Source organism: Pseudomonas taiwanensis DSM 21245 (assembly GCF_000425785.1).
Lineage (GTDB): Bacteria > Pseudomonadota > Gammaproteobacteria > Pseudomonadales > Pseudomonadaceae > Aquipseudomonas > Aquipseudomonas taiwanensis.
On record NZ_AUEC01000032.1, the window covers coordinates 20,294 to 46,827 of the forward strand.

The 26,534-nt window shown below is 60.3% G+C and carries 22 protein-coding genes; 4 read left to right on the forward strand and 18 right to left on the reverse strand.

Annotation, left to right across the window (positions count from 1 at the left end):
* Positions 1-15: 15 nt before the first annotated feature.
* The 10 genes from H620_RS0115030 to H620_RS0115075 all read right to left on the reverse strand — a co-directional run bounded on the left by H620_RS0115030 (position 16) and on the right by H620_RS0115075 (position 10,582).
* Complete coding sequence (locus tag H620_RS0115030) at positions 16-1,434, reverse strand: undecaprenyl-phosphate glucose phosphotransferase (RefSeq protein ID WP_023380478.1); 1,419 nt, start codon at positions 1,432-1,434, stop codon at positions 16-18.
* Positions 1,435-1,634: 200 nt separating this feature from the next.
* Complete coding sequence (locus tag H620_RS0115035) at positions 1,635-2,375, reverse strand: WecB/TagA/CpsF family glycosyltransferase (RefSeq protein ID WP_023380476.1); 741 nt, start codon at positions 2,373-2,375, stop codon at positions 1,635-1,637.
* The gene (locus H620_RS0115040; RefSeq protein WP_023380475.1) at positions 2,375-3,562 is read right to left on the reverse strand and encodes a glycosyltransferase family 2 protein; all 1,188 of its coding nucleotides are present in this window, start codon (positions 3,560-3,562) and stop codon (positions 2,375-2,377) included. Before H620_RS0115040 ends, H620_RS0115035 begins: the two co-directional genes overlap by 1 nt.
* On the reverse strand, positions 3,559-4,761 hold the full coding sequence (locus H620_RS0115045; RefSeq protein ID WP_023380474.1) for a glycosyltransferase: 1,203 nt from the start codon (positions 4,759-4,761) through the stop codon (positions 3,559-3,561). The genes H620_RS0115040 and H620_RS0115045 overlap by 4 nt, the downstream gene beginning before the upstream one ends.
* A 61-nt stretch (positions 4,762-4,822) precedes the next feature.
* Positions 4,823-5,827 (reverse strand): DUF535 family protein, encoded by a 1,005-nt coding sequence (locus tag H620_RS0115050; RefSeq protein ID WP_027907573.1) that lies wholly within the window; start codon positions 5,825-5,827, stop codon positions 4,823-4,825.
* A 7-nt stretch (positions 5,828-5,834) separates the two neighbouring features.
* Positions 5,835-6,809 (reverse strand): glycosyltransferase family 2 protein, encoded by a 975-nt coding sequence (locus H620_RS0115055; RefSeq protein ID WP_041925490.1) that lies wholly within the window; start codon positions 6,807-6,809, stop codon positions 5,835-5,837.
* A 63-nt stretch (positions 6,810-6,872) separates the two neighbouring features.
* Complete coding sequence (locus tag H620_RS0115060) at positions 6,873-7,397, reverse strand: serine O-acetyltransferase (protein WP_027907575.1); 525 nt, start codon at positions 7,395-7,397, stop codon at positions 6,873-6,875.
* An 8-nt stretch (positions 7,398-7,405) separates the two neighbouring features.
* Positions 7,406-8,362 carry a glycosyltransferase family 2 protein gene (locus H620_RS0115065; protein WP_023380470.1) on the reverse strand — a complete coding sequence of 319 codons (957 nt, stop codon included), beginning with the start codon at positions 8,360-8,362 and terminating at the stop codon, positions 7,406-7,408.
* Entirely contained in the window at positions 8,355-8,972 is a 618-nt protein-coding gene (locus H620_RS0115070; RefSeq protein WP_027907576.1) for an acyltransferase, read from the reverse strand. The genes H620_RS0115065 and H620_RS0115070 overlap by 8 nt, the downstream gene beginning before the upstream one ends.
* Before the next feature lie 143 nt (positions 8,973-9,115).
* On the reverse strand, positions 9,116-10,582 hold the full coding sequence (locus H620_RS0115075; protein WP_023380468.1) for an FAD-dependent oxidoreductase: 1,467 nt from the start codon (positions 10,580-10,582) through the stop codon (positions 9,116-9,118).
* Between the two features lie 429 nt (positions 10,583-11,011).
* Here H620_RS0115075 and H620_RS0115080 point away from each other — a divergent pair, with 429 nt between their 5' ends.
* The 3 genes from H620_RS0115080 (at position 11,012) to galE (ending at position 16,180) form a co-directional block, all read left to right on the forward strand.
* The gene (locus tag H620_RS0115080) at positions 11,012-12,538 is read left to right on the forward strand and encodes an O-antigen ligase family protein (RefSeq protein ID WP_027907577.1); all 1,527 of its coding nucleotides are present in this window, start codon (positions 11,012-11,014) and stop codon (positions 12,536-12,538) included.
* A gap of 5 nt (positions 12,539-12,543) precedes the next feature.
* A complete protein-coding gene (locus tag H620_RS0115085; protein ID WP_027907578.1) occupies positions 12,544-15,141 on the forward strand; it encodes a cellulase family glycosylhydrolase in 2,598 nt (865 codons plus the stop codon).
* 76 nt (positions 15,142-15,217) lie between these two features.
* Positions 15,218-16,180: a UDP-glucose 4-epimerase GalE gene (gene galE / locus H620_RS0115090; RefSeq protein ID WP_027907579.1), complete on the forward strand. Its 963-nt coding sequence runs from the start codon at positions 15,218-15,220 to the stop codon at positions 16,178-16,180.
* A gap of 28 nt (positions 16,181-16,208) precedes the next feature.
* On the opposite strand, the gene H620_RS0115095 is transcribed toward galE, so the two are convergent.
* From H620_RS0115095 to H620_RS0115125, 7 genes are all read right to left on the reverse strand, one after another.
* Positions 16,209-17,009: a CpsD/CapB family tyrosine-protein kinase gene (locus H620_RS0115095; RefSeq protein WP_023380464.1), complete on the reverse strand. Its 801-nt coding sequence runs from the start codon at positions 17,007-17,009 to the stop codon at positions 16,209-16,211.
* A gap of 12 nt (positions 17,010-17,021) precedes the next feature.
* Complete coding sequence (locus H620_RS0115100; RefSeq protein ID WP_027907580.1) at positions 17,022-18,584, reverse strand: GumC family protein; 1,563 nt, start codon at positions 18,582-18,584, stop codon at positions 17,022-17,024.
* A gap of 20 nt (positions 18,585-18,604) precedes the next feature.
* Positions 18,605-19,720, reverse strand: coding sequence for a hypothetical protein (locus tag H620_RS0115105; RefSeq protein WP_027907581.1), 1,116 nt, complete (start codon positions 19,718-19,720; stop codon positions 18,605-18,607).
* Positions 19,721-19,746: 26 nt separating this feature from the next.
* The gene (locus tag H620_RS0115110; RefSeq protein WP_023380461.1) at positions 19,747-20,304 is read right to left on the reverse strand and encodes a polysaccharide biosynthesis/export family protein; all 558 of its coding nucleotides are present in this window, start codon (positions 20,302-20,304) and stop codon (positions 19,747-19,749) included.
* A 267-nt stretch (positions 20,305-20,571) separates the two neighbouring features.
* Positions 20,572-20,748: an EPS-associated small membrane protein EppA gene (gene eppA, locus H620_RS27205; RefSeq protein ID WP_023380460.1), complete on the reverse strand. Its 177-nt coding sequence runs from the start codon at positions 20,746-20,748 to the stop codon at positions 20,572-20,574.
* A gap of 550 nt (positions 20,749-21,298) precedes the next feature.
* Positions 21,299-22,408 carry a glycosyltransferase 61 family protein gene (locus H620_RS0115120; protein ID WP_027907582.1) on the reverse strand — a complete coding sequence of 370 codons (1,110 nt, stop codon included), beginning with the start codon at positions 22,406-22,408 and terminating at the stop codon, positions 21,299-21,301.
* A 69-nt stretch (positions 22,409-22,477) separates the two neighbouring features.
* A complete protein-coding gene (locus H620_RS0115125; RefSeq protein WP_027907583.1) occupies positions 22,478-23,626 on the reverse strand; it encodes a GNAT family protein in 1,149 nt (382 codons plus the stop codon).
* Between the two features lie 457 nt (positions 23,627-24,083).
* On the opposite strand from H620_RS0115125, the gene H620_RS0115130 reads away from it, so the two are divergent.
* Positions 24,084-24,257, forward strand: coding sequence for a hypothetical protein (locus H620_RS0115130; RefSeq protein ID WP_189673033.1), 174 nt, complete (start codon positions 24,084-24,086; stop codon positions 24,255-24,257).
* Between the two features lie 29 nt (positions 24,258-24,286).
* Here H620_RS0115130 and H620_RS25795 read toward each other — a convergent pair whose 3' ends face one another.
* Complete coding sequence (locus H620_RS25795) at positions 24,287-26,530, reverse strand: putative bifunctional diguanylate cyclase/phosphodiesterase (RefSeq protein WP_049818790.1); 2,244 nt, start codon at positions 26,528-26,530, stop codon at positions 24,287-24,289.
* Positions 26,531-26,534: the final 4 nt, after the last annotated feature.

Genomic DNA, 26,534 nt, shown 5'->3' on the forward strand with positions numbered 1-26,534 from the left:
GCAGCCCTGATGGCTTCAATAGGCGTGCTTGCCCGTAAAGGCATTGAGCGTTCGCACCAGAATCACGAAGTCCAACCACAACGACCAGTTGTTGATGTACTCGATATCGGAGTCCACGCGCTGGATCATCTGTTCGATGTCTTTGGTTTCCCCACGGAAGCCGCGCACCTGGGCCAAACCGGTCATACCCGGTTTGATGTTGTGGCGCGCGAAGTAATCCACGATGTCCTGGGAATACAGCGAATCATGTTGCAGGGCATGGGGACGCGGCCCCACCAGCGACATTTCACCTGTCAGCACATTGAACAGTTGCGGCAGTTCATCCAGGCTGGTGCGGCGGATGAATGCGCCTACCCGGGTCAGCCGTGGGTCGTTCTTTTGCGCCTGTTTGACCACGCCAGCTTCCGGCTGGTGGACGTGCATGCTGCGGAACTTCCAGATGCGGAACGATTCGCCGGTCCAGCCGGTGCGTTCCTGGCGGAAGAACACCGGCCCCGGGCTGTCCAGCTTGATGGCAGCGGCAATCGCCAACAGAACCGGTGATGCACACAGCACGATCAGCGCGGCAAGCACCCTGTCCTCCAGGTTCTTGAGGAACAGGCTCATCCCCGTCAACGGCGTCTCGGACAAGGTCAACACGGGAATACCGGCAATTTCACGCACACTGTGGTTGATCAGGCGCAGCGAGAAGATGTCAGGCACCCAGTTGACGGCGATGCACCTGTCGAGCAGCTTGAGGTAAACCTCGCTGATGACCTCCGATCCGCCCAAGGGGGTGACCAGGTAGACCGTGCGCACCGCATGGCGCGTGACGATTTCATCGAGGTCGCCAACATGCCCGAGCACCGGCAAGCGCTGCTTGCCGTCAACGCCGTCCTTGCCATTGTCCTGCCCCGCCTCCATCAGCACACAGCCCACTACCCGCTCGCCAAGCCAAGGGTTGTTGCTGATCTTCTGATGCAGGAAGTTGGCCAGCTCCCCTGTGCCGATGATCAGGGCATTGTCCAGCCCGTGTGTCATGAAGCGCTTCTGTACCTCGCGCACGGCGATGTGCAGGAATAATTGGGCGAAGTAACCGATCACGAACAGCTTGCCCACCAGTAAGCGCGAGTAGGTCTCGCTTTGCTTGGTGAGAAACGCCATGACCACGAGAAAGCAGAACGTGACCGACCAAGCCTTGAACAGCCTGAAGGCCTTGATGCTGAGCTTGGCATTGCTGCGGTAGATCGCATAGTGGTCGTAGACCACCGCCAGCGCGCCGATCAGCAACAGCAGCATGATGACGTAGTCGGAAGTGATGTAGCCGAACTGGGTGTAGATCAAGTACCAGGCGATACCGGTGACGGCGATTCCATCGAGGCCAGCTTGAATGGCGTTGCTGACGCTGCTTCTGCGCTGGAGTAAGGAGCGACTGCTTCTGGGTTCGAAAACCATTCTCCGACCTCATCTATGTGAGCGTAGCAAACGTCTTTGCATCCGCTTCAACGGGCGCAACAGCCGCTTTCAGTGCCTGAAAGCCCGACGCCCAATGAAAGCCCCACCCCAGCCCGCCAACGAGGCGGTTGTAATCAACTGTAGCAGCGCCGTGTCACCCGCGTGGTCGCAGTGCCCTCCTGCCCTTGCTTTTGGCCGGTTCACACGCCCCGCCGGCTAAGCAACCAGGTGCGCAGCAGAAACAGCGGATTGCCCAGCACATAGCGCACGAACAACCGTTTAGGCTCCCTGAACAAGCGGAACGCCCATTCGCCGCCCAGGCGCCGTATCCAGCGGGGCGCGCGGGTGACCTTGCCCCCCAGGAAATCCAGGATGGCCCCACCACAGACAATCAGACACGGCGAGGCAGCCCGCGCCAGCTGGACGGCAACGGCCTCCTGTTTAGGCATGCCCATGCCCAGAACGATCAGCTCCGGGCGGACCACGCGCGCCAGTTCGAGATAAGTGTCGGCATCGGCGAAACCATGGTGAATCGAAACAGGCACTACGCCATGAACGCTCGCAGCGTGTGCCACCGCCTGGCTCAGGAAGGGTTCCTGGGTCCCCCAGAACGCCACGCGACGCCCCTTGTAGCTCTGCAACAGTTTTGGGATGAAGTCGGTGCCGTTCATGTTCAGGCCAGGGTCCAGGCCCAGCTGGCGATAGAGGATCGACATGCCTGCCCCGTCCCTCAGCAGCACGTCAGCGCCTGACAACGCATGGCCGTATTGCGCATCACCCACCACCAGGTTCATGGCATGGGCGTTGACGAAACCCAGCACGGTCGGCGCCAGTGGCGCTGACAGCGCTGCCAGTATCCGCTGCTCGTCCGCCGGATCGCTGACCACCCGCAACTTGCCGAGGATCGTCTTCCAGCGCTGTTGCCAGGGGTGCTTGTCCATCAGCCGTCGTCCCTCTTCGAGCGCACCCAATCGACCTGGCGCTTGATCAGAAAACCCAGGTACAGAGGGATCTTCCTGGCGGCATAGAACGGTGCGTACAGCAGCACCGAAAACGAGATCAAACGCCGTGCGAAGCGCCACCACGCCAGCCACACCGCCCCCATCAGCAGCCCCATCGCAGCACTGGCGATCACGGCCGCCAGCCAGGTCCCGAACAACACGCCCGCCAGCCATGAAATGCAGAACAGCGCCACCCAGGAAAGCGTCAGCAGCGCCAGCGGCGGCACCATCAGGTCCAGGGCCATGGCCAGCAGTGCGCCGTTGCGTTGCGTGAAGGCAGCCGCAAGTCGCCTGGGGGCATCCGCCAGCAGCACGCCCAGATGACCGTGCTCCCAACGGGTGCGTTGGGTGTTCAAACCCTCCTGACTGCTCGGAAAGACACTGGTGACCTGCGCATCGCTGCAGAACACAGGCGGTTTGCCGCGCTGGCAGAAATCCAAGCCCAGCTTCAGATCCTCGACCAGATGCCCGTTGGCCAAGTCGACCAAGGCCAGCGCATGCCAGGGCAATGCCATCCCTGCTCCCATGAGCTGGCACGGCAGGCCCAATCGAGCCCAGCCCCGGGGGCGCACAAGGTTCTTCACACGCCAGGCAAATTCGGCGACCTGAACCTTCAGCCCCGCCCCCTGGGGTGCATGCATCAGGTAGAGCGCTTGCACCGGCCGATCGGCTGCAGCGCAGGCGCACGCCAGACGTTCGATAGCACCCTCTGCCACCCGGCAATCGGCGTCGATGATGATGAGCACCTCAGGCGCGTCATCCTTCAAGTGGCGCACGCCGAAGTCCAACGCATAACCCTTGCCGCGCAGGTGCGCATGCTGGCGCTCGACCACTTGCGCCCCCGTGCAACGCGCCAGTGCCGCTGTGTCGTCGGTGCAATTGTCCGCCACCACCAGCAACCGATCGCCCTCGCGCAATTGCGGGCGGATGCTGTCGAGCGTTGCGCGAATCACCGGTGATTCATTGTGCGCCGGTACCAGCACCGCCACGCGGGGGCGCGCCCCGGCCAGCACCGGCGGTGAGCGTGTTGGCAGGCAGGCCGCCAGCACCTGGGTGAACAGCACCAGCACTGGCAGCAGCATGACCAGTGAAACCGCCACCAACAGCCATCCCAGCACGGTAATCATGCGCAGGTCCTGAAGTAATGAGCCAACTTGGCCGCTTCGGTGTCGATATCATGGCGCTGCAACACACGGCGATACGCCGCATCACCCATTTTCTGCAGTACCTCGGCAGGTTGGTCCAGGCATTCGGCCATGGCGTCGGCCAATTCTTCCACTGCACCTGCCGGGAACAACCAGCCACTCTCGCCCTGGCGGACCAGTTCGGGGATACCGGCCACGTAGGTCGTCAACACCGGCCTGCGCAAGGCCATCGCCTCCATGATGACCACCGGTAGGCCCTCGGCAAAACTGGGCAGCACCAGTGCCCGGGCGGCGAGGATCTCCTCACGGACCTGGGCACTGCTGATCCAGCCGGTGATGCGCACTTGCCCTTGCAAGCCATGCTGCGCAATGAAAGCTTCGATGGGTGGACGCATCTCACCGTCGCCGGCCAGTACCACCTCGAACGGCACCGACCGTGCCGCCAGCAGACGTACAGCCTCCAGCAACAGCAATTGCCCCTTTTGCTCGCACAGCCGCCCCACGCACACCAGCCGAGGCACCGCCGGCGCGTCGACCGCTGGCACCTCGTGGAACGAGCGCTCCAGGCCGCAATGCACCACTTTCACCTTCGCCCAATGCTCATGGGCTACCCAACGGTAAAGCTGGCTGCGCCCATAGGAGCTCACCGCGGCAACGAAGGCGGCGTGCCGCACTTTTTCGCCCATATGGAGAAACTGCGGTTTGTCGAACTCTTCCGGCCCGTGCACGGTGAAGCTGTAGCTCGGCCCGCCCAGGGCGTTGGCCAGCATTACCACTTCAGTGGAGTTGGTGCCGAAATGCGCATGCACGTGCTCGGCGCCGAATGCCTGCAGCCACTGCACTACACGGCAGGCCTCGGCCAGGTAGACCAGATGGTACGGCCAGGGGCGGTCGGCCCGCCGCCCATGGCGCAGCGCCAGGCCAAGCGCCGACATGAAGCGCCGCGGTTGGGCACGTAATACCTCAAACAACGGCATGAACAACCCCTTCAGGCCGTCCTTGAGCACGTAGAGGGTCTTGTCGCGTTCTGCGAGGTCTTCGTCATCCTGCAATTGGGCATCCCAGCCACGCAGGGCGATGCGTTGGATCTCCATGCCCTGGCGTTCCAGGGCGAGGATTTCCCGTCGAATGAAACTATGGCTGACCTTCGGGTACTGATTGATGAAATAAGCAATGCGCATAGGAATCCAAGTCGATGCCCGCGTGATGAATGACCAGGCTTGCTCAGTCGTTTCCAGCCCGTTACTCCAGGCTGTTGGTCACTGGCCTGTCCCCCGATTTCGTCAGGTGATGCAACGTTTCCTGTCCCTGCTGTAGTGGTGATGGCCAGGCTGCGGGTTGAACGGGGAACATGCCCTCGATATGGCCAAACACATCGTCGAGCATGGCGTGACGCCTGCGGTACATCGCCCGCTTTTTCGGGGCGATGTCGTCGGCCGAGCGTCTGGCGGCCTCCAGCGGAATCGTGAAGAAGTCCTCGCGCTCCGACGGCGATGCGCCGTTCTCCAGCCAGATGGTGTCGTAGTTGGCCGCCAGATCGTCGGCCTTTTCGGCGCCGAAATAGCGATGACGATGGTGCCGATAGCGGTCACCGACCGCATAGATACGGGCAGCGCCAAGGGTTCTGGCCAGGCACTTGAGGACTTCGATCAAAAAACTTCTCGGGCGCAGCCCTTCGAAATCCTTGGTCAGGTCCCGGTAGATACACAACGACCTTTCGCTGTCGATACCCTTGTGTATTCCCTGCACGGCACCGATCAGCACGAAGACTTCACCCCCGGTACCGCCAAGGCTGAAGGCCAGTGATGCCACACGCAGGTCGCCCTGGAACAGGTTGAGCACCAACTCCCCCTCGCGCCGGAACCAGACAGGCCGGTCCAGCACCAGGGTGCACTGGCTGGAATACCCCGACAGATCGCACAGCACCTGATGCTCGTCACGCCCCATCAGCAACAGCCTCGGGAACTGCTCGGCGACAACTTCATAGTGCGACGCTACCGCATCCAGCCGCTGCGGCGCTTCCCACGCCTTGCTGATGTAGGGCCACTGCACCACGCCAATGCTGTCGAAACCCAGCGCCTTGAACCCCTTGGGGCCCAGTGCTGCCGACATGCGCGCCACGAAGGCCTTGAGGTCTTCCCGCTGCTTGATGATCAGTATTCCCAGCTTGAGCTTGTTGTTCAGTGCCCGTAGCGAGTAACCGGGCTGCAGTGTGAGCACGCTTTTCACGATCGACCGATATGTCATGGGTTTCTCACTTGTACTCGATCAGCGCGGATTTGCCAGCGCCGAACCTGTTCAAAAGAAACTTCGCCTGCCCCACCATCTCGGGGAACTTCCCAAGCACCAGAAACACCGCCTGCAGCCAGTTCTCACGCCATGTTCGCCCACCACGGCGTGCCAGGCGCATCGTCTGCAAAGGGTAGATCAGAAGTGGCAGCAGCCCGACACTGCCCAACGACAGGCTGGCCACCACGCTGGCCAGCGGCAGCCCCAGGCCCCAGAACCAGGCCCGACGAGATTCTTTGCGCCAATGTCGCTCGGGCGTCTCGCCATGCAAGTGCGCCCCTTGGGCGAAGGCGTAACCCGCTCGCATGCTCCGCCGCCACCACTGGCTGAAACGGGTCATGTCGGCATCGTGCAGGGTCATCTCCACGCCCAGTCGCCAGATCTTCCAACCGCCGGCGCGCAGCCGCACACACATCTCAGGCTCTTCGCCGGCGATGAGGTCGGCACGAAAGCCCGACACCGCCAGGAAGGCTTCGGCACGTATCAGTGCGTCGCCCCCGCACGCCTTGGTTTCACCCAGTGGTGTGTCCCATTCCAGATCGCACAACAGGTTGTAGATCGAATGCCGCGGGTACCGCTCGCGACGCCGACCGCAGACCACGGCAACCTCTGGATGCGCCTGCAGAAAAGCCTGGGCTTGCTCAAGCCAACCGGCGACCACTTCGCAATCGCCATCGACGAACTGTACCAAGCGCAGCGACGGCATTACCCCGTGCAAATGGGCAAAGCCTTCGTTGCGTGCACGCGCTGCTGTGAACGGGATGGACAGATCCAGCGACACCACCTCGACACCCTGGTCCAAGGCGTGCTGCACCGAGCCATCGGTGGACCCCGAGTCGACATACACCACCGTGTCCGCACAGCCTGCCACGGAGGCCAGGCAACGCTCCAGGCGCAGCCCTTCATTACGGCCGATTATCACGACTCCGATGCCTGTCACCCTGGGCCTCACTCGTCTGCCTTGAACGAAACACGCCTTTTACCGCGCTGCCCTGCGGCTACCTCAGGAACACAAATTGGCCTCGACCGGCTTTCTCGCCTTGATGGTGGCCGGGACACCCACCGCCGCGCAGTTGTCCGGCACGTCGGTGAGGACCACGGCATTGGCGCCGATCAGTACGTTGTTGCCAATGCGGATATTGCCCAGCACCTTGGCCCCGGTGCCAATGTCGACATTGTTGCCGAACACCGGCGCGATAGGCTCCTCCACATTCTTCAAGCCCACCACCACCCCATTGCGAATCCGGCAGTCATCGCCAAAGCGCGCGTAGCCGCTGATCACGATGCCGCCAAAATGGTCGATGACGAAATTGCGGCCTATCACCACCTCGCAGGGCAACTCAACCCCCGTGATGATCTGAATCAGCTTGAACAGCACTCTGTAGACCAACGAGCAGAGCTTGCGCAGGATCGCTGGGCGCACACCGTAGCGCCAGCGACCGAACCGGTAGACCAGCAGAACCCAGAACCCCTGGGCCCCCCAATCTCCACCATGTGCTCGCAGGTCGGCACGAATGTTCTCGAACATGGTTTAACCTACCGTGTGGGTTGGCGTGCGAACCGGGTCGCGAACAGTGACGACCAGGTGGCTTGGGTATGCAGCCAGCACGCCTTGATAGCCGCCCAGCCACGCCCTTTCAACAGCGCCTTGAGGGCCAGGATCGCATCGCCGAGACTGACCAGCAGCATGTGCAGGATCAACCCCGTGACGCCGTGGTGCTTGCGGAAGTACAGGAGTTCGCTTTCAATCTGATAGGTGGAAATCTGCCGGCTGGCCGCCTCCAGTTCCGCCACCGACTTGGAGCTTTCGCCGCCGATATGCACCACGGTGGTGTGCGGGTAGAACACCACTTTCCAGCCTGCCTCCTTGACGCGCTTGCAGTGGTCCACTTCCTCGTAATACAAGAAGTAGCGAGGGTCGAACAGACCGACCTGGTCGAGTACTTCACGGCGAACCAGGTAGAAGCAGCCCGGCAGCCAATCGCATTCGCGGACCGTGCCGTGGTCCCAGCTCATTTCGTCGACCATCTTCAAGCCAGGGAAGAACCGGTCCAGCCCGGTTCGGGAGACGAAGATGTTCAAAGGGGTCGGAAAGTATCGGCAACAGGGCTGCAGATCACCGTCACGCCCCACCAGGCGTACGCCCAGCACACCGCACTCCGGATGGGCCTCCATGTATTCGAGAGTCTTGTCCAGGGTGTCGCTTGCCACGAATGCATCGGTATTGAGCAACAGCGCGTACTTACCCTGCAGGTGTTCCAGCAGTTGGTTATTGGCCCGCCCAAAACCGACATTGTGCTTGTTGCTGACCAACAATGCCTGGGGGCAGACCTGGGCCATTCGCGCCACCGAGTCGTCGACCGAGGCGTTGTCCACCACCAGGTAACTTGCCAGCTGTTCGCCCCTGGCCTTGCGCAGGGCATCGAACATCGGCTGCAGCAAGGATGCCGTGTTGAAGTTCACCACCATCACATCGACGGGCTTTCTATCCATTGTTGCCCTCCCCGAAGAAATACTCGCGCCGCATGGCCGCCAGCTTCGGTTCCATTACCGGGTCATAGCCACTTTTGCGCTGCTTGATCAGGTCGGCCCACGGGTATGCCTCACAGCGCCGCTCTACTCGCTCGATCAGTTCTTCGGTGGTGCAGATGAATTTGGCCGGGTTGCCGCCCACCACCGTTCCGGGCGGGACGTCCTTGGTGACCACGGCACCTGCGGCAACGACCGAGTCGGGCCCGATGGTCACCCGGGGCATGACGATGACCCCGTGGCCGATGAAGCAGTTGTCGCGAATGTCGATATAGCCCACCGAATCCAGATGCTTGCCATAGCACACGCCAATCAAGGCGGCGACGCCATCGTGGCCCAAAAGGGTACAGTCCGACAGCCCCACGTTGGTGCCCAGACGCACCAGCACAGGGTCCGTCACGTTGCAGCCCACGTTCACATGCAGGTTGCCCCCAACCGAGTAGAACTTGCCCCAGCGTGTCAGGTACTCTCCCCAATCCCTGGCATTGGGGTGGCAAATCTTTTTGTAAAGCGAACCGCCACGTCCTGTTGAGAGTGCGTAATGCTTCAAAGCGCTGCGTATCCATCCGATCATGTTGCTGGCCTCGCACGTAATGCGATCATGGACTGTCCCTGAGGCGACTTCGGTCTCGTTCTTGTTGGTACTGACCGCCTCGCACTCAACCCGTTATCAACCGCGCTGTCGCTGTCGCGCCCCACTGGCGCCATTGCCCTCCTTCAGACAACCGTTCGGCTCGTCGTGCGCATTTTGTCATTGAGGTGATCCACCAGCCGCAGCGCGAATTGCAGCAGTGGCATGGTCGGGTTCGAAGCCCCGCCGGTGGCAAAGATGCTGCTCCCTGCCACGTAGAGATTCTCGGTCCCAAAAACCTTGCAGTCGGTATCCACGACCCCGTGCTGCGCCGATGCAGCCATGCGCGTTGTGCCCATGTGATGGGCGTGCGGCGACATTTTCAGGGGTATGGAGGTGTCGTAGACGAATGGGTTGAGCTTGACGAAGCCAAGTTGCGCTTCGGCGAACTGCTTGGCGAGCTCACTGCCAATGCACTTGATGGTGTGTCGATCGGTAGGGCTGAGCACCCAATTGACATTCACCTTGGCCATGCCCAGGGCGTCTTTTTCATCCAGCAGCGAGATCCGGCTCTGCGCGTTGGGGAACTGCTCGATCATCGTCCCGATTACGCCGTCACCTGGACAACTGAACTGTGCAATCCATTCGATCTTGCTGGCCACGCCCCAATCGCATGCCAGGTTCTCGAGGAAGTTCTTGACTTCGGCGGTCCGCCCGTAGGCTTGCACCTCCTCCACCACGGTCGCCGAAACATTGCCCTTGCCAGCGTGATACTCGGCGACGAAAGCATCGGTGGTGTAGTACTGGCGGCGGTCGGTGGCTTGCCCCTCCTTCAGGATGAAAGAACCTAGGTCGACATTCAGATGCTCCATGAAGCAACGCCCGACCCAACCTTCCTTGTTGGCGATACCCGCCTGCTGAAGGGACTTGCTGTTTAGCAACTGCCTGGCGTTCTCGATGGCGCCCGTGGCCAAGATGAAGTGCTTGGCCTTCAGACGCTCGCGTTGACGGTCGTAGTCCGACACCACCACGGCTGTCACGCTGCCCGAGGCGCTGTCGAACTCCAGGTCGACACAGTTGCAGTTGATGAACACATCCAGGCCATCGGTCTGCTTGAGTTCCGCTTCGTATTTTTGTGCAAAGCGCGTCGGGGGGCTGAGCAGAAACACGTCAGCCTCGAAATCACCGCCTTTGAGGCCGGTATTTATCGGGCGAAAGTCGGCCCCTTTAGGCAGGTCGACAATGTCCATCGCCGCTGGCAGGTAGCGCTCCACCTCCGAATAGGGGATGGGCCAACCCGGCAAGTCGCCGGGGGGCGCAACGGCGAAATCGGAGGGTGTGAAAGGACGGCAGCGGCCCGCCCAATGGTTGGACGTACCCCCCAGAAAACGCAGACGTGTCTCGGCCGGGTACAACTCAAGGCCTGTGGAAGTACACGTGTAGAGCGCATGGGAGCGTTCCGAGTGTTCGACTCCGCCGCCTTCCAGCAGCGCCACGAGCCAACCGGCCTTGGCCAGGCGTGTCGCCAGGGTTATACCGGCCGGGCCTGCACCGACAACGCAGAAATCATAGGCGTCACGCAGTTCTTTTTGCGTTTGATAGTCCTTGATCATGCCTGCCCGTCCCGGAAGTACTGAGATGGCAATACCCATCCATTGATGACGACGAACTCGGACTTGGCCTGCGGCTTTGGCGTCGCCCGCGAAACGGTGCCGAATACCGCGCCCCCAATGCCCAGCAGGACGCAATTGCGTAGAAACCGCCTACGACCCAGAAATGGCGCACAAAACTGAAGCTTCCCCATGATCCCCGGACCTATGCCAAGTGTTATCGAGAGGCGTCCCAGCCATTGGAAAGCGCGAATCCTGCCTCGGTGCCCGTTTCTATGCCGAGCCCTGACCGGCTTGCTGCAGGTTCGCCAATGCCAGCAGATGAATCGCCGGCACGGCTTCAATCTCCAACCGATAGCGCTACAGTTCACTATAGTTTCAATCAGCCATGATGCTAGCCGACCTCCACCAAGGGATAGGTGCCCTCAGCCAATGCCTGAACATTTACGTGCCCTGATCGTCATTCTGTTCCTGGCGTGCGTCGTATTCGTGCTGGCGCGCCGACCAGCGACAGACCTGATCCCGGAGCGGGACTTCAAACGTCGCCGTAACCTATGGTTCGGCCTGACACTGCTGGCGTTCTTTTCCCATAGTTTCTGGCTTTATGCCCTGGCGGGTGCGGTCATCATGAGCCTGGCCGGGCGTCGCGAACGCAACCCGATGGCGTTGTTCTTCATGTTGTTGTTCCTGATTCCACCAGCCGCTGTACCGATACCCGGCTTTGGCTTGATCAATTACCTGGTCGACCTCACCCATGTGCGCCTGCTCACCCTCTGCGTGCTACTGCCCGCGGCATGGGCACTGAGCAAGCAAGGCGACACCCAACCCTTCGGTCGCAGTTGGCCCGACAAGTTGCTGGCGGCGAGCATGCTGCTGATGTGCGTACTGTCGCTGCGCGAAACCACCGTCACCGACACGCTGCGTCAGGCGCTGTACCTGTATGTGGACATGTTCCTGCCCTACTACGTCGCCAGCCGCGCGCTGAAGGACCTGGAAGACTTCAAGGATGCCCTGCTGGCCTTCGTGCTGGCCTCGTTCCTACTGTCGATCATCGGCGTGGCCGAGTACGCACGTCACTGGCTGCTGTACAACGCACTGACCGACGCAATGGGCGTGCCCTGGAGCATGAGCAGCTACCTGAGCCGTGGAGGCTCGCTGCGCGCGAGCGCCACCACCGGCCAGGCCATCGTGCTGGGCTACGTGATCAGCGTGGCGATTGGCTTGTTCCTGTTCGTGCAGGCCTATGTTCGCAAACCCATCCATCGCTACCTGGGCGCCCTGCTGCTGGCGGCCGGGTTGTTCGCGCCCCTGTCGCGCGGCCCCTGGATCGGCGCTGGGGTCATCGTCGCGGCCTTCATCGCCACAGGCCGGGGCGCGGTCAGGCGCTTCATCCTGCTCGGCCTGGCCGGTGTGCTGTGCGTGCCCCTGCTCACCGTGATACCGGGCGGAGAAAAAGTGCTGAACCTGCTGCCCTTCATTGGCAACATCGAAACCGAGAACATCACCTACCGCCAGCGCCTGATCGACAACTCCTGGATCGTCATCCAGCGCAACCCCTGGTTCGGCTCGTTCGACTTCCGCAGCACCCCCGAGATGCAGTCGATGATCCAGGGCCAAGGCATCATCGATATCGTCAACACTTATGTCAGCCTGGCGTTGCGGGTCGGCATGGTGGGGCTTGCGCTGTTCATCGCCTTCTTCGTGGTCATCCTGATGGGCATCCGCAGATCGATGCGGGCATTCCCCGACAAGGACGATAAACAACGCCTTCTAGGAAGGGCGCTGCTGGCCACGCTGCTGGGCATCATGGTCATTATCTTTACCGTCAGCAGCATCACCGTGATTCCGGTGATCTACTGGTCCGTTGGCGGGCTGGGTGTGGCCTACATCCATATGGTGCGCAAGCTCCGGCAAGAGCAGGCCGCCGAGTTGCCCCATGCCCGCCTTCAAGCCAGGTAAACTCGATGACACGAAGCCCCCTGCATTCCCTCATCCGGGCCACGGCCCTGCTTGGCCTGGTTTCGTTGCCCATGGCAACGTGGTCGTCCGATTGGGCCGTCAACATCGAAGAGCGCAACGGTTTGCCCAACATCACCCGGGGTGGCGGGCCGGCGATGATCGCCAAGTTCAGTTTCTTCGCACAACAGTGGAACTGGACCGGCTATTACCCCACCTTCACGGTCAAAGCCCCGCAGCAGTACACCCTCGCCGGTGAAAACAAGGACTTGAACTTCAAGCTCGTCGCAGACATCCGCAAGGACACCCCGCAATCATTGACCTGGGCATTCGACCTGCAGACCGAGCAACGGCACGACGATGTCATGGGCGGCGGCCTGGTGTTCAATTTCGACCCGTCGCTGTTCGCCGGCGAAATGGGTGCACCGCAATTGCTCCCCGGCAATCGAGGCTGGGCCTGGGGTACGGAAGGTAAACGCCGTGTCGAGATGCGCTTCGAACCACCGTTGGCGAAGGTGTACTTCGAGCGTGGCAACCCGGATGAGGTGCGCGCATTCTTCTATGACCGCCAGATAACCCCAGGCCGGCAACAGATCAACGCGGTGCTGAGCGTGACGGGCGACATCGCCATCGGCCAGACCCAGTCCGAACGGTTTGGCCTGAGCGACCCGAAAAGCTGGCCACAAGACCAGCTGGACTGGAAAACCTCGCCGGTCGACCTGTCGTTTCTCAACGCAGCAGAAAAACCAGCTGGCAAGCACGGCTTCGTCAAGGCTGACGGTGAACGACTGGTGTTCGCCGACAACACGCCCGTGCGTTTCTGGGGCACCAACCTGTCGGCCTCTGCCCTGTTCGACACCCCGGACCAATACATCAAGCAACAAGCCAAGCGCCTATCGGCACTGGGCTTCAACCTCGTGCGCCTGCACCACCATGACTCACTCTGGGTGCTGCCCAACATCTTCGGCGATGGCAGGACGATCAAGAACACCCAGCAACTCGATGCCGAGTCGCTGAGAAAACTCGATCTGTGGATCAAATGCCTCAAGGAGGAAGGCATCTATGTGTGGCTCGACCTGCACGTACAGCGCTCGCTGATGGACAGCGACGGCATCTATGGCTTCGATGAACTGCCCAAACAATACGGGCGAGCCGAATTCAAAGGCTACGCCTATGTGAACGTCACCATTCAACAACGCATGAAGCAGTTCGCCGAGCAGTACCTGAACCATGTGAATGCCTATACCCAATTGGCCTACAAGGACGACCCCGCCATCGCGGCGGTGCTGATCACCAACGAGAACGACATCACCCATCACTTCGGCAACGCGCTGTTGCCCGACAAGAATGTGCCCAGACACAGCCGGCTCTACATGGATGAGGCCAAGGCGTTTGCCAGTCGCCATGACCTGCCGGAGGACGCCACCTGGCGCGCCTGGGAGCATGGCCCGGCCAAGCTGTTCCTCAACGACCTGGAGCATCGCTTCGATGTCGAGATGATCGAACACCTGCGCAAGATCGGCGTGAAAGTGCCCATCGCCACTACCAGTAGCTGGGGCGGCAATGGCTTGAGTTCGCTGCCGGCGCTCACCACGGGCGATCTGATCGACGTTCACAGCTACGGCGGCATCGGCCAGCTGGAAAAAAACCCGCTGACCAGCGATGGGCTGGTCGACTGGCTGGCAGCCGCCCAGGTAGTGGGCAAGCCATTGACCGTCACGGAGTGGAACAACGAGCCCTTCCCGCTCCCCGATCGCCACTCACTGCCCTTGATCGTGGCGGGTACCGCCAGCCATCAGGGCTGGGACGCATTGATGCAATATGCCTATAGCCAGGAGGGGCTTGGCGATGGCAGGCAAACGGCGGACAACTGGCATGCCTACAACGACCCTGCCCTGATCGCCACCCTCCCGGCGGCGGCCTTGCTGTATCGACGCGGCGATGTGCAGCAGGCGCAGACCCGCTACGTCTTCGCCCCGTCGGTCGAAACCTTGTTCAACCGCTCGATCTCACCGAGTGATTCGGTGCTGCTGCGTACCGCCATGGAAAAAGGCATGTTGCAGATCGCCCTGCCGCAAACGCCGCAATTGCCATGGCTCGCCCAAAGCGACATCCCGGCTAACGCCCAGTTGCTGCATGACCCTGAGCAGTCGCTGCTCGACAACAATGCCACCCAGGCCACCACGGATACCGGTGAGATCACGCGCAATTGGCAGCAAGGCCTCTACACCATCGATACGCCCAAGACCCAGGTCGCCAGCGGCTGGCTCGGCGGCCGCTCGACCCGCTTGTCGAACCTTCAGGTGCAACTGAAGACGCCCTATGCCAGCGTGGCCGTGCAGAGCCTGGACAACCAGCCGCTCGGCCAGTCGCACAGCCTGCTGATCTCGCTCGGCACGCGGGCCGTGCCCAAGGAAGACAAAAGCACCCCGTTCTATGTCGAGCCCCTGGTCGGCGCCTTGAGTATCGCCGCACCGCCGGGCCTGAAGGCCTATGCCCGCAGTGCCTCGGGACAAGAAACAGTGCTTCCAGCCCGTTACGAAAATGGCCGCTACACCCTGAACTTCGACGGCCAGCACATGGCCAATTGGCTGTTCTTGAAATAGGCCATTCGGCCTTCTACGCTCTGAAAAGACCTGTATTGGCAGGCCCTCAACACTGAATCTGTTCCAGGAGGATTGGATGAAGTACTTGGTTGTCGGAGGCGCAGGCTATATAGGTTCGCACATGGTCAAGTACCTGGCGGACGCAGGTCACGAGGTGGTCGTGGCGGATATCGCGCAAGCACGCCCTGACATCAAGTGGGTCGGGCTGGATGTCGCCGACAAGCACGCACTGGACACCTTGTTCGCCGAATCCCCTTTCGATGCGGTCTTCCACTTCGCCTCCCACATCCAGGTGGGTGAGTCGGTCACCGACCCTGCCAAGTACTACCAGAACAACGTGGCAGCCACCCTGACCCTGCTGCATGCCATGGTACGGGCGAACATCAAGCACCTGATCTTCTCCTCCACAGCTGCCGTCTATGGCGACCCGCAGTACACCCCCATCGACGAGCAACACCCCAAGCTGCCGATCAACCCTTATGGGCGCAGCAAATGGATGGTGGAGCAGATTCTGGAGGACTTCGACCGGGCCTATGGACTGAAATCGGTATGCCTGCGTTACTTCAACGCCGCCGGCGCAGACCCAGGCGGTCAGATCGGCGAATGCCATGAACCGGAAACCCACCTGATCCCGTTGATCTTGCAGGCCGCGTCAGGACGACGCGAGGCGATTACCGTGTTCGGCCATGACTACGATACCCCCGATGGCACCTGCATCCGTGACTATATCCATGTCAACGATCTGGCCTCGGCGCACGCGCTGGCCGTGGATTATCTGTTGAAGGGCGGCACCAGCACGGTCTTCAACCTGGGCAACGGCCAAGGCTTTTCCGTCCAGCAGGTGATCGACACTGCCCGCGCGGTGACTGGTCGGCCGATCAACGTCAACAAGGCGCCGCGCCGCGCCGGCGACCCACCGACGCTGGTCGCCGATGCCGGCAAGGCGGAAACCGTGCTGGGATGGAAACCGCAATTCACCGCGTTGGAGCAAATCGTCTCGCACGCCTGGAGTTGGGAGCAGCAGTACCCCTGGCACTGACTGCCAAGGGTATGCCGGTCGCCTTCAATCAATAGTAGGAGCGAGTCTGCGGCTCTGCCTTGTTCAGTACCGCGCCGATCAGGTTGGCAGTACCCAAGTGGTACAGGCAGTCTTCGATCTCTTTCTTGCTGTTCTGACCATTGGCCACCACCAACAGCACGCAGTCGAACTTCGGCAGCACGGTGATGGCGTCGTCGGAACTGAGCAGCGGTGGCAGATCGAAGATACAGATGCGCGAGTCGTAGCGATCGCGCAGATCGCCGATCAGGTTGGTCACCCTAGGCGAAGACAACACCTCGGTGGACAGCGGTATCGGCTCACGGGTCGGCAGCACCACGAAGCGCGGCAACGTTGGGTTGACCAGCACCTCTTCCAGTCCGGCCTTGCCAGACAACAGTTCGTTCATGGCCTTGCCCATCGGCAACCCAAGGCTGGCACCCACCCTTGGACGGCGCAGATCGAAGTCCACCAGCAGTGCGGTCTTGGTAGTGTGATGGGCGATACTCATCGCCAGGTTGATTGCCAGCACCGTCTTGCCTGCCTCGGGTGTCGGCGAGGTGATGGCCAAGGTGCGCCAGCCATTTTCCTCCATGGCCTGCAGCACCTGGGTACGCAGGAGGTCGAAGGCCCAGCTCATGTTCGAGTTCTTGTTGTACGCCACGATTCGGTGTCGCTCGAGGTGCTCGGCCCGCAGCGGCACAACGGTGGTTTGTACATAGTCGAATGGGCCAAGTACTTCGGTTTGCTCGACCGCAGGTAGCGGCGTGTCCGAAGCGTTGGGCGATACCTGGTGCAGGGGTTTTCCAATAGCCGGCGTAATTCTGTCCATCGCTGCTGTTCCCTATTCAAACCGAGCCATAGCTTTGAAAAGCAGAAGGTCCAACGGCATGTACAAGAAATGGACCATCGCTAATATGATAGCAACCAACAACAACCCGGCGACCACCATCAGGGTTCGCGAGCGTTTGCGCTGGGCCAGCTCGGCCTGGGTGGAGATAAACGGCACTGCAACCAGCACACGCTTGCCCACCAGGCTTTCCAGGGCACCCACACCGCGTACGCGCTGATTGAGCATTTCCAGCAACATCACCAGTGCACCGCCACCGGCCGGGGCCAGCAATACCCCCAAGGCAACGATTTTCTTGCGGTTGGGCTTGACGGGTTTTTCCGGCATCAGCGGCGGTTCCAGCAGCACGAAACGTTCCGCCTTGTTTTCCTCTTCCAGGCTTTCGGTGATTTTCGCGCCCATCTCCTTGGCGCGAATTTCTTCGTACTTCTTGCGCGCGTTATCGTGATCGCGCATCAACGTCACCAGGCCACGCTCGACTTGAGGCGCTTCAAGAATCTCCGCCTCGTAGCCTTCGATCTTCTTGGTCAGCTGACGCTTTTGCTCGGCAAGCGAGGCGATGCGTGATTGCGCAGCCTCGATGCGCGTGCGCACCCGGGCTGCATCCAGATTCGTCTCAGCTACTGCCATACCATTGCCGCCGGCGGTTTCAAGTGCCTGGATCTTGCGCTTGACCGCCTGTACGTCAGGGTGGGCATCTTTATACCTGCCAAGCAGCCTGGCGTACTCTGCCTTGAGGCTGGCCAGGTCCTGCGGTTGATCTGCCACGCTCCTGCCGTTGTCCGGCTTGACGGTCAACCCGGCCTTGGCAGCGGACAGTTCCAGCTCCAGGTAACGCAGCTCTTCCTGCGCGGCCTTGTAGTCACGGTCGACTTCCCTGAACTCAAGCTCGGAGCGCGACAGCATGCTCATGCGCAGCTCCTGATGCTCCGGCAAGGCATTGGCGTGGGCCTGCTTGAAGTCGGCCAGCTGGTTCTCCAGGCTCGCCAGTTCGGCACCCAACTTGTTCGCTTCCTGGGTCAGGAACTCGGTGGTCTCGCTGGCCCGCTCGGTGCGCTGCTTGACGTTCTCGTTGAGAAACAGCGTGACCAGTTCGTTGGCCACTTCCTTGGCCACTTCTGGACGCTTGTCCTCGTAGGACACATTGAAAGCCACCGTTGCCTCGCCGCGTCCCTTCACGAAGGTACTGACGGTGGCGACCACGATGGAGTTGCGCATCTTCTCGATCTTGTCCGACTCGCTGAATTGCTTGCCCTTGTCGGCGAACAGGCCGTACTTGTCGATGATGCGCAACAGGTTCTCGCGGGTCATCACCCGCTGGCGAATCACTTCGATGCGTTCATCGGCAAAACTGTTGTTGTTTGCCGACACCAGCTCTGGCGAGATTTGCTGTGACTCCACCAGAATGGTGCCGGTCGACTGGTAGATGGGAGGGACCGTGACAGCGACTGCCACGGTGAGTGCAAGAATGACCACGATACTGACCCCCAACAGCAGGGCTCTTTCCTTGATGATTGCCAGGTAATCTTTGAGGGACAGTTCGTATTCAGACTTCATAGAGGCCACCGCGCTGAAATTCAGAGGTCGGGTAATCTATACGTCAAGGTCATTCCAATGATGGTGCCTGTTGCATCCGGCAAGTTGTCTTGCTGGCGTTCCTTGTACATCAACGATAGGCGCAGATCCCAAAAAGGCGAGAGTTCACGACTCGCCCACGCGCTGTAGCTTTGCAAAGTGTTGGGTGTGGTGCCTTTGGCGTCTTGCCAGGAGGCATCCAGCCCCACACGAGTGAGCTCGGTAAGCGCATAACTCCAGCTGCCACGTACTGCATCGAGTTCGGCAAAGCCCCCGGATGCGCTGGCAATGGTGCTTCGCTCGGCACTGAAAATCGCATCGGCTCGTTCCCCGATGTAGCGCAGCGAGACCCCTCCCTCCCCGCGCCTGCCCCCTTCGGAGCCGGACACCTGGTTTACCCCTACATGCACATCCCCGGTGAAACGTTCGGAGAACTGGTACTTCAACCCCACCGTAGGCGTGTAGCTGTTGGAGGCGAACGCCGTGGTGTCGTCCTGCGGCTCGTAACGCCGTGCGATGAAGCTGGTATAGAGGTCGGTGCGCTCGCTCCAGTTGTAAGTCCAGGTCAGCACGTTCGCCAGCTCGTCATAACCGGTCAGCGTGGTGATGTCGTATCGGGCGTGGGAGTACGTGGTTTCGTTGGCCAACGTACTGCGTTCGGTAATGGCATCACTCCAGTTGGCGGTCACCGTCGAGAGCTTCTGCGTGCCGTCGGTTGTCACCACGCCGGTGTCCTGGACCAGCGCCGACAACGTCGAACTTTCGTTGTAGTTCGCCCTCAGGCCGAAGCGGCCCCGCTCCGTTTCCCGCTGCCAGCCAAGGCTGACGTTGGGGTCTTCACGGTCCTTGATAATGGCCGTGTCGGACGAGCGCAGCACTTGCACGCCCAAACCAAAACTGAACTCGTCGCGGCCGAGCGTGCCGACCAGGCCAAAGTCAGGCGCAATGATCGTGCGCGTCACTGCCTTTTCGTCAGACGTCAGCAGCAAGGGGTTGCTGTCATACTCGACCGTCGTCGGTACGGCAACCGAACTGTGCCAGATAGCGGCATGAACCATCCCCGAGTACGGCAAAATCAAGAGTGCTGTGGCAACACCCGTATTTCTGAGAAGCGGCATTCTGAGCCTTACTGCACATGGCAAGATCAAGGTACGATCAATGTGTCACCAGCGCGCAGTTGGAAATTGGTGGACATGTCGCGCCCAGACACCAAATCCTTGTAGCGTACTGGCAGTACTTTTTGTGAGTCGCCGTTTTGGCGAACAACTTTTATTTCGCTTTCGTCCGCAAACTTGTCCAGGCCGCCTGACATGCTCAGCGCCTGCAACACTGCCGTGGGTCCATACATTTCAACCGGCCCAGGCTTGATCACTTTACCTTGCACGTAGACGAGATTGCCAGCCGTACTGGTGACCACGACGCTTACATGCGGATCGGCCAAGAAGGGTTCGAGTTTGACTTTGATTTTCTGCGCGACGGTCGTGACATCAAGACCGGCGACATCGACACGCCCGGCAAGGGGGAAGGTGATACTGCCATCGGGCAGGACCGTGGTTTCCTGGCGCAAGCTTTCTTCCTGCCACACGGAAATCATCAATTTATCGCCGGCACTGAGCTGGTAAACCGGACTCTGATCTTCGGCATGGCTGGTACCCACCCCAACCAGCAGCACGCAGAGCACAGAACACATCAAACGCACCATGGGGGATCCCTCCAGGCAAGTAGCCATGTAAAGAGCACTATGTGAGAACAACAAAAAACAGCTTCTCGCTCCACACCGGTCAAACCACCTGTTGCGACGGTTGACCGCGACACCACAAACCACTCACTGCAACCAGGCAACCTTCAGGTTGTCGGCAAGTGGAATATAGCAACGGCTCGCGAATTGACAAGCTGCGACCCCTGATGCCAACGACCTCGCGTCAAATGCCCGACAGGGCACCCAAGTCGTTGACTCTCCTTGTAAAAATCAAACTTTTCTTCGGTTAGCCACGACGACGAAGCCGATGACAGCGACTGCGAAGAGCCAGCCAGCCGTCGCCAACGGAATTACACTCGCCTGGTTGATGTAGGAGTCGGCAGCGCGCGCAGCGCCACTCAAAAGTATCAATAAAAATATAGATTTAATGAACAGTGTCGAGCGCATGATCCCCTCCTGACAAAGAGGATAAACACGGGGAAGGAAGTGTCTTATTAGCTGCTGATTGGAGCTTATGGGCACAATGATATTACGTCAACGATCCGACACCATAATATATCTCAATGAGGCAGGCCCAATATCGTCAAAAAGTTGCCAGGTTAAATTTGTAGGCTTTTGCGCGTTACGCCCCATTGACCGAAGACGTTGATTCCATTGCAAAACCCTTACGCGACGAGTCTGAACATACGCCGTGCCCTACCCGGATTCACCGCGCGGGTTGTCACTGCGTTGAAACAGCCGATGTGTTTCACGGGTGATAACCCAAATGCTAATCGTTGTAAGTCCAACCCAGATTTGACGCATTCCAGGCTCTGCGTGAACAGTCTTGAGACGAAGGTCAGACAAGGGGAAAACAGCCGAGGAAGCGGCGTTTACGGATTGTAAATGAGCCTTCCGAGGCTGTTCTCAACGCAGCATCACCGGGTAGCAAGGCTTTTCGTACAGAGCTTAGGCCTCGCGTGCCGGTGAGAGGGGGGACGCGGTACAGGCAACCGGTTTATGACGGCAGTAGATCCAGTGTGCGCTCAACCTCGTCGATATCGATCTTGAAACCCTCGCCGTCCGGTGTCCCGACCACAAAACCGAAATGCTGGTGATCACGATCGGTCATGAACTTGTAGTAGCTGACGAACCGGTTAGGCGGTTGTAGCGCCAGCACCGAGCCTCCGTCCTGAAGTACATTCACGCCGTGCGCCAACTGGCTGCCTTCAACACCTATCACCGTTCTAGCACCTGCACAGGCCGCCACGATGCTCGGCACATCGGTTTTGAGGGGATTGATGATGCGAAAGCCTCGGTGCTTGCGCAGGTGCTCGGCAATCTCAAGCTCGTTGCGCAACAGCCGTAGTTCGCCATCGCCACCGCGCAACAGGAAAACACCAGGATGGGGCGCATGCTCGACATGGGACAGCAACTTCTCCCCCATGCCCCGGTAACGCAGGTGCCTGTTGCGGTTATTGCTCTGGTCATCGAACAACACCAGTTCGCGAATGAAGGCATTACGCAAACGCAGCGGCCGCATGCCCAACCAGTCTTCATATGCAGGGGCCTGGGCGAACAAGGGGAATTTCGCCGAAGGCGCTGTAGTAATCGGTACGCCCTCATTACAAGCCAACGGATACGTCGCGCAATCCTCCATCAACCAGGTGCCGAACCAGGAGTTGCCGTGCAGCGTGCAATAGGCCGCCGCACGCTCGATTTCATGCTCTACGACAATTCCGGGAAAATGCGTAGGGCGCAAGGACAGCCAGTGGCAGGCATCGTCCTTGTACAGGGCACCGTCGATCAACCATACATCCTTGATCAGGTAGCCTCGCGTGGCGCCATGGTCGACGGTCAAGCCGCCTTCCATCGTCCGGCGCGGGTGCTCGAAGGGATGAAATTCCCAACCGGTTACACGCTCCAGCTGGTTGGGCAGGAAGATAGCGCGTGGCGACACAGTGGTCTCACTCGGGGCAATCTCCCAACTTTTCTCGGCAATGCTTTTAAGGTCGATCTCTGCCTGTCGGGAGAACCGTTTGCGGGCGATGTATTTGTAGGCGGCCAGCGTCAATTTTTTTCGACCCCTAGCAGGTGTGGCACTGAAGGGCGTGACATCGCTTCCCATAGTGAGCTCCCAAGGCTGCGCGGCTAATCGCCAAAAAATCAGCTGATCCGTGTTCTTCCTTAATGCGGATCAATTGGACAACACCCTTTCCATCTTGGGCGGGGACTGAACGTCGGCATAACGACTGCGCAAGGTTTCGACGAATTGCTCGGCAGCCGTCCGTGCGCCATAGAGATAAATCTTGTGCAGGCCGCCGAACACCATTTCACGGTAACGGCTGGCAATCTCTTCTTCGCTCGGCCCCTCAGGCAGGCCCAGGTGAAGTGTCAACTTGTCGCCTTCGACGGCAAACAAGGGGGTGTCCCACAAAAACCGGGCAATGCCGGTCTTGGGTAAACGAACGAACAGGTAGCCGTAGTTACCGAAGGGGTCGACATCGCCACCGCGCCGTCGTTTCCATTTCAGCAGCCCGTCATCGGGCCGCGCCAGGCACATGCCGATGTCGTAATAGTCGAAGCCGTTGGCCAGCGCCCACTCAAGGGCCATGAACGTGGTGATCGAATTGACCTCGCGCAGTTTTCTGGCGTCCGAAAACACAGCCTCGCAATAGCCGAAGCGCACCGTACTCCAGTAGCGCTTGCCACCTCGAACGACTTCGCATCCCAGATGACAGGCCACGACTTCGTCGCCCAGGGTGATCAGGTCGAGACGGCCAAAGCCCTTGGCCAGGCGCAGCACCTCTTCACTGGGGATCTGCACCGCCCTGCCGCCTTGCCGGGCGGTGGCATAGGGGCGAAGCAACTGCGTATCGGCCATTGCGATGTCCTCATCGGACAACGCCTGACGCATGCTGTAAAGCGGCCGGTTCTTACGGATGCTGCGCCTCAACTCGCTGTCGTAGCGTGCGGTGATATCCTCCAGCGACCGACCAAGCGGCACCACGGCGCTCAGATAATGGGGAACCGTCAAGGCGCCTGAGGTGGGCATTTCGCTGACTACCACCACATGCCCCGATGCAACCGGCGTCGAGTGCCCCTCGCCCGCCTCCCCTTGCTCCTTGCCGGAAATCAGTACCTGAGCCAGCTCGCGCTGTTGCTTTCTGCCGATGTACAGCACCTCGTACGGACTCTCCTGACCCAGCCGGAAGCGAGCCACCTCCCAACGCCAGACACATGCCCGCCCCATCAGCTCACGTATCTTGTGCGAAGCAGTCTTGATCTCGTAACGCGTGGAGGGAGAGATGAATGTGCGAGCAACCGCCGCCAAGGTCTTTTTCATTGCTTCTTCGACGTCCTGTGATGTTGTCTGTGGGCAGGTCGGAAAAAGATCTGGATACATCGCGAAACGTGTATTTAAACACTTGATACGCATGACTTAATCAGAAAATAATGCGCGCCTATTCAGCGATAATTAAAGATGCAAGGCTACCCCTTTGCAAGCGGCACTTTGACACCATCGAGTGCTGTTTTATGGCGTCAATATTTCTTTGACTGAAGTTCTCTTTGAGTACCTCGGTTTATCGCGTATTGCGCCGTTTTAAACCACTCGTCGTTTTCAACACCCCAGCTATTCTTTTGCCCAATGGCTTGGCGTGTCGTTTGCAACATCGGTTTTCGCCGCCAAGCAAGACGACATTCCGACGCAGCAACGGCCAACTTTTATTGCCTACCCACGCGTGCAATGGCGCCTGGTCAGTCACCGGAGATGTAACGTGTCAACGCTTAGTGAAATTGCTATGAACCACGCCAAAATGGCCAAAGGGTTGGCAGAACACACCGCAGAGCCGCCATTGCGGCAGCCAGTGGTCGTCGGGGGCTTCGAGATCAGCGCCTTGGAATTGACGCAGCCCCCCTGCAATGTCGAGGTTCAGGAGCGCTACCTGGACCAGCCCTGCCTGGCCGCCCTGTAATCGCTCGGACGACGCACCGCCGGCGCCTGTCAGGCGCCCGTCGATCGCTGGCGTTGTGGATGTTGGTGCAACCAACGCTGGAACTCGGCAGCGGGCATCGGCCGCCCCAGCAAATAGCCCTGCCCCTGGTCGCAGCCTGTGTTGCGCAGGAAGTCGTATTGCGCCTGGGTTTCGATCCCCTCCGCGGTGATGCGATAACCCAGGGCGTGCCCCAGGTCGACGATGGCCCGGGCCACCGCCACCGCATCATCGTCTTCGGGCAAGTCCTTGATGAAGGCACGGTCAATTTTCAGATGGTCGATGGGCAAGGCGCGCAAATAGGCCAAGGATGAATACCCAGTACCAAAGTCGTCCACGGCCGTTGCGACACCCATCGCCTGCAGCTGGGCCAGTACCGCGCAGGCCTGCTGCTGGCTTTCCATCAACAGGCTCTCGGTGATTTCCACCTCCAGCAGGCTGGGCGACAAGCCGTGCCGCTCCAGGGCCAGTGCCAAGGTGCTGACATAATCGCTACGTTCGATCTGCAGTGCCGCCACGTTGATCGCCAATGGCCCGGGCAGGCAGTCGTGGTCCCTCCAGGCTGCCATCTGCGCGCAGGCCAGCTCCAGCACCAGTTCGCCCAGGGGAATGATCAAACCTGTACGCTCGGCCAGCGGGATGAATTCACCGGGGGAAACCAGGCCATGCTCCGGGTCTCGCCAGCGCAATAACGCCTCCACCCCTTCCAACCGACCGCTGAACAGGTCGAGCTTAGGCTGGTACCACAGCTCGAATTCATTGTTCTGCAGCGCCCGGCGCAGATTGCGCTCCAGTTCCAGGCGTTGTTGCAAGCGTTCGGTCATCTCAGGCTGGTAAGGCTGCCAGGCATTGCGTCCGCCCTCCTTGGCTGCGTACATCGCGGTGTCGGCATGTCGTAACAGGCTGTCGGCGTCCGCACCATGCTGCGGGCACCAGGCCAGACCGATACTGCCTGTGACCAGGCCAGCATTGCCGTTGAGGTCGAATGGCCGTTGCAAGCAGCGCAACAGTGCGCGCACCTGCTGGTTCACCTGACCCTGGCTACCCTGGAGCATGAACACGAACTCGTCCCCCCCCAGGCGACACACGCGGTCGGCACTGTCGAGCTCCTGGAGAAAACGGGCGGTAGCTTGCTGCAGCAGCAAGTCGCCCATGGCATGGCCGAGGCTGTCGTTTACCTGCTTGAAACCGTCGATGTCGAGCATCAACACCGCCAGGCCACGTCCCAGGGTGATAGCCTGGGTCAGTTGCTGCTGGAACAGCACACGATTGGGCAGCCCGGTGATGGTGTCGTAATGAGCGGAGCGCTCAAGCTTGGCCTGGGATTCGCTGAGTTCCACGTTCCGCAGGTGCAACAGACGCTGCTTGCGGCTCAGTTGCGAGATGCACAGGGTAAGCAGCCCGGTACAACCCAGCGAGAACAGGAACCAGGGGGAAGCCAGCAGCCCTGGAAACAACGGCCAGCCGTGAAGCGGCGCGGCCACCAGCTGCCAGTGCCCACCCGGCACCTCCACCGGCAGACTGAGCAGCGGCCTTTCGAACAACCGTGCATCCCCCCAGATCATGGCGCCCTCACCGCCTTTGCCATCGACACCGCGCAAGGCGATGGCAATGTTCAGGTCAGGCCGCAAACCGGCCGAAACCAGCAGCCGCTCCACATCGGTCACCACCGACACGCTGCCCCAATAACGCTTGGCGCTCCCCTCGTCAGCCATGAACACCGGCCGCCGATAGATCAGCGCCGTGCCCCCCTGGTACAGGTGCACCGGGCCGGCCAGTATCGGCTGATGCCGCTCCCTGGCCGCCTGCAACACCGGATACTGGTCCGGCAGACTGCGATAATCCAGGCCAATGACCGCCTGGTTACCCTTGCGCGGATAGATATCGCGGATCACGTCGTTGGGGGCCAGCGCCACATGGCGCATGTAAGGCACCGACGCCAATGCCTCGCGTGCCATGACACGAAAATGCTCAGGGCTGATACCACCATCGGCGGCAATTAATTGCGCGATGCCTTCGGTCTCGCCGAACGCCGCGCGTAACTGCGCCTCCAGCGCTGCGCGCACTCCCGACAACTGCGCGCTCAAGGTGCTGACCTGGTCGCTGCGTTCACGCTGGACATCGAGCCGGCCAAGCAACACCGACAAGCCGATACCGACCAGGGCGAAACCGATGGGCAACAAACGGCTGGCATGACGGCGAATGGCCTCTGACGTCGGGGCCGGCTCGTCTGGAGATGGGTAAAAAATGCTCATGGTC

Bases quoted from the DNA above. Each gene is read 5' to 3' on its own strand.
- H620_RS0115095 (WP_023380464.1), bottom strand. From the start codon at position 17,009: ATGGACAGAATTACGCCGGCTATTGGAAAACCCCTGCACCAGGTATCG.
- H620_RS0115085 (WP_027907578.1), top strand. From the start codon at position 12,544: ATGACACGAAGCCCCCTGCATTCCCTCATCCGGGCCACGGCCCTGCTT.
- H620_RS0115065 (WP_023380470.1), bottom strand. From the start codon at position 8,362: ATGGATAGAAAGCCCGTCGATGTGATGGTGGTGAACTTCAACACGGCA.
- H620_RS0115045 (WP_023380474.1), bottom strand. From the start codon at position 4,761: ATGCGCATTGCTTATTTCATCAATCAGTACCCGAAGGTCAGCCATAGT.
- H620_RS0115070 (WP_027907576.1), bottom strand. From the start codon at position 8,972: ATGATCGGATGGATACGCAGCGCTTTGAAGCATTACGCACTCTCAACA.
- H620_RS0115110 (WP_023380461.1), bottom strand. From the start codon at position 20,304: ATGGTGCGTTTGATGTGTTCTGTGCTCTGCGTGCTGCTGGTTGGGGTG.
- H620_RS0115120 (WP_027907582.1), bottom strand. From the start codon at position 22,408: ATGGGAAGCGATGTCACGCCCTTCAGTGCCACACCTGCTAGGGGTCGA.
- H620_RS0115040 (WP_023380475.1), bottom strand. From the start codon at position 3,562: ATGATTACCGTGCTGGGATGGCTGTTGGTGGCGGTTTCACTGGTCATG.
- H620_RS0115125 (WP_027907583.1), bottom strand. From the start codon at position 23,626: ATGAAAAAGACCTTGGCGGCGGTTGCTCGCACATTCATCTCTCCCTCC.
- eppA (WP_023380460.1), bottom strand. From the start codon at position 20,748: ATGCGCTCGACACTGTTCATTAAATCTATATTTTTATTGATACTTTTG.
- H620_RS0115130 (WP_189673033.1), top strand. From the start codon at position 24,084: ATGAACCACGCCAAAATGGCCAAAGGGTTGGCAGAACACACCGCAGAG.
- H620_RS0115080 (WP_027907577.1), top strand. From the start codon at position 11,012: ATGCCTGAACATTTACGTGCCCTGATCGTCATTCTGTTCCTGGCGTGC.
- galE (WP_027907579.1), top strand. From the start codon at position 15,218: ATGAAGTACTTGGTTGTCGGAGGCGCAGGCTATATAGGTTCGCACATG.
- H620_RS0115100 (WP_027907580.1), bottom strand. From the start codon at position 18,584: ATGAAGTCTGAATACGAACTGTCCCTCAAAGATTACCTGGCAATCATC.
- H620_RS0115075 (WP_023380468.1), bottom strand. From the start codon at position 10,582: ATGATCAAGGACTATCAAACGCAAAAAGAACTGCGTGACGCCTATGAT.
- H620_RS0115050 (WP_027907573.1), bottom strand. From the start codon at position 5,827: ATGACATATCGGTCGATCGTGAAAAGCGTGCTCACACTGCAGCCCGGT.
- H620_RS25795 (WP_049818790.1), bottom strand. From the start codon at position 26,530: ATGAGCATTTTTTACCCATCTCCAGACGAGCCGGCCCCGACGTCAGAG.
- H620_RS0115060 (WP_027907575.1), bottom strand. From the start codon at position 7,397: ATGTTCGAGAACATTCGTGCCGACCTGCGAGCACATGGTGGAGATTGG.
- H620_RS0115035 (WP_023380476.1), bottom strand. From the start codon at position 2,375: ATGGACAAGCACCCCTGGCAACAGCGCTGGAAGACGATCCTCGGCAAG.
- H620_RS0115030 (WP_023380478.1), bottom strand. From the start codon at position 1,434: ATGGTTTTCGAACCCAGAAGCAGTCGCTCCTTACTCCAGCGCAGAAGC.
- H620_RS0115105 (WP_027907581.1), bottom strand. From the start codon at position 19,720: ATGCCGCTTCTCAGAAATACGGGTGTTGCCACAGCACTCTTGATTTTG.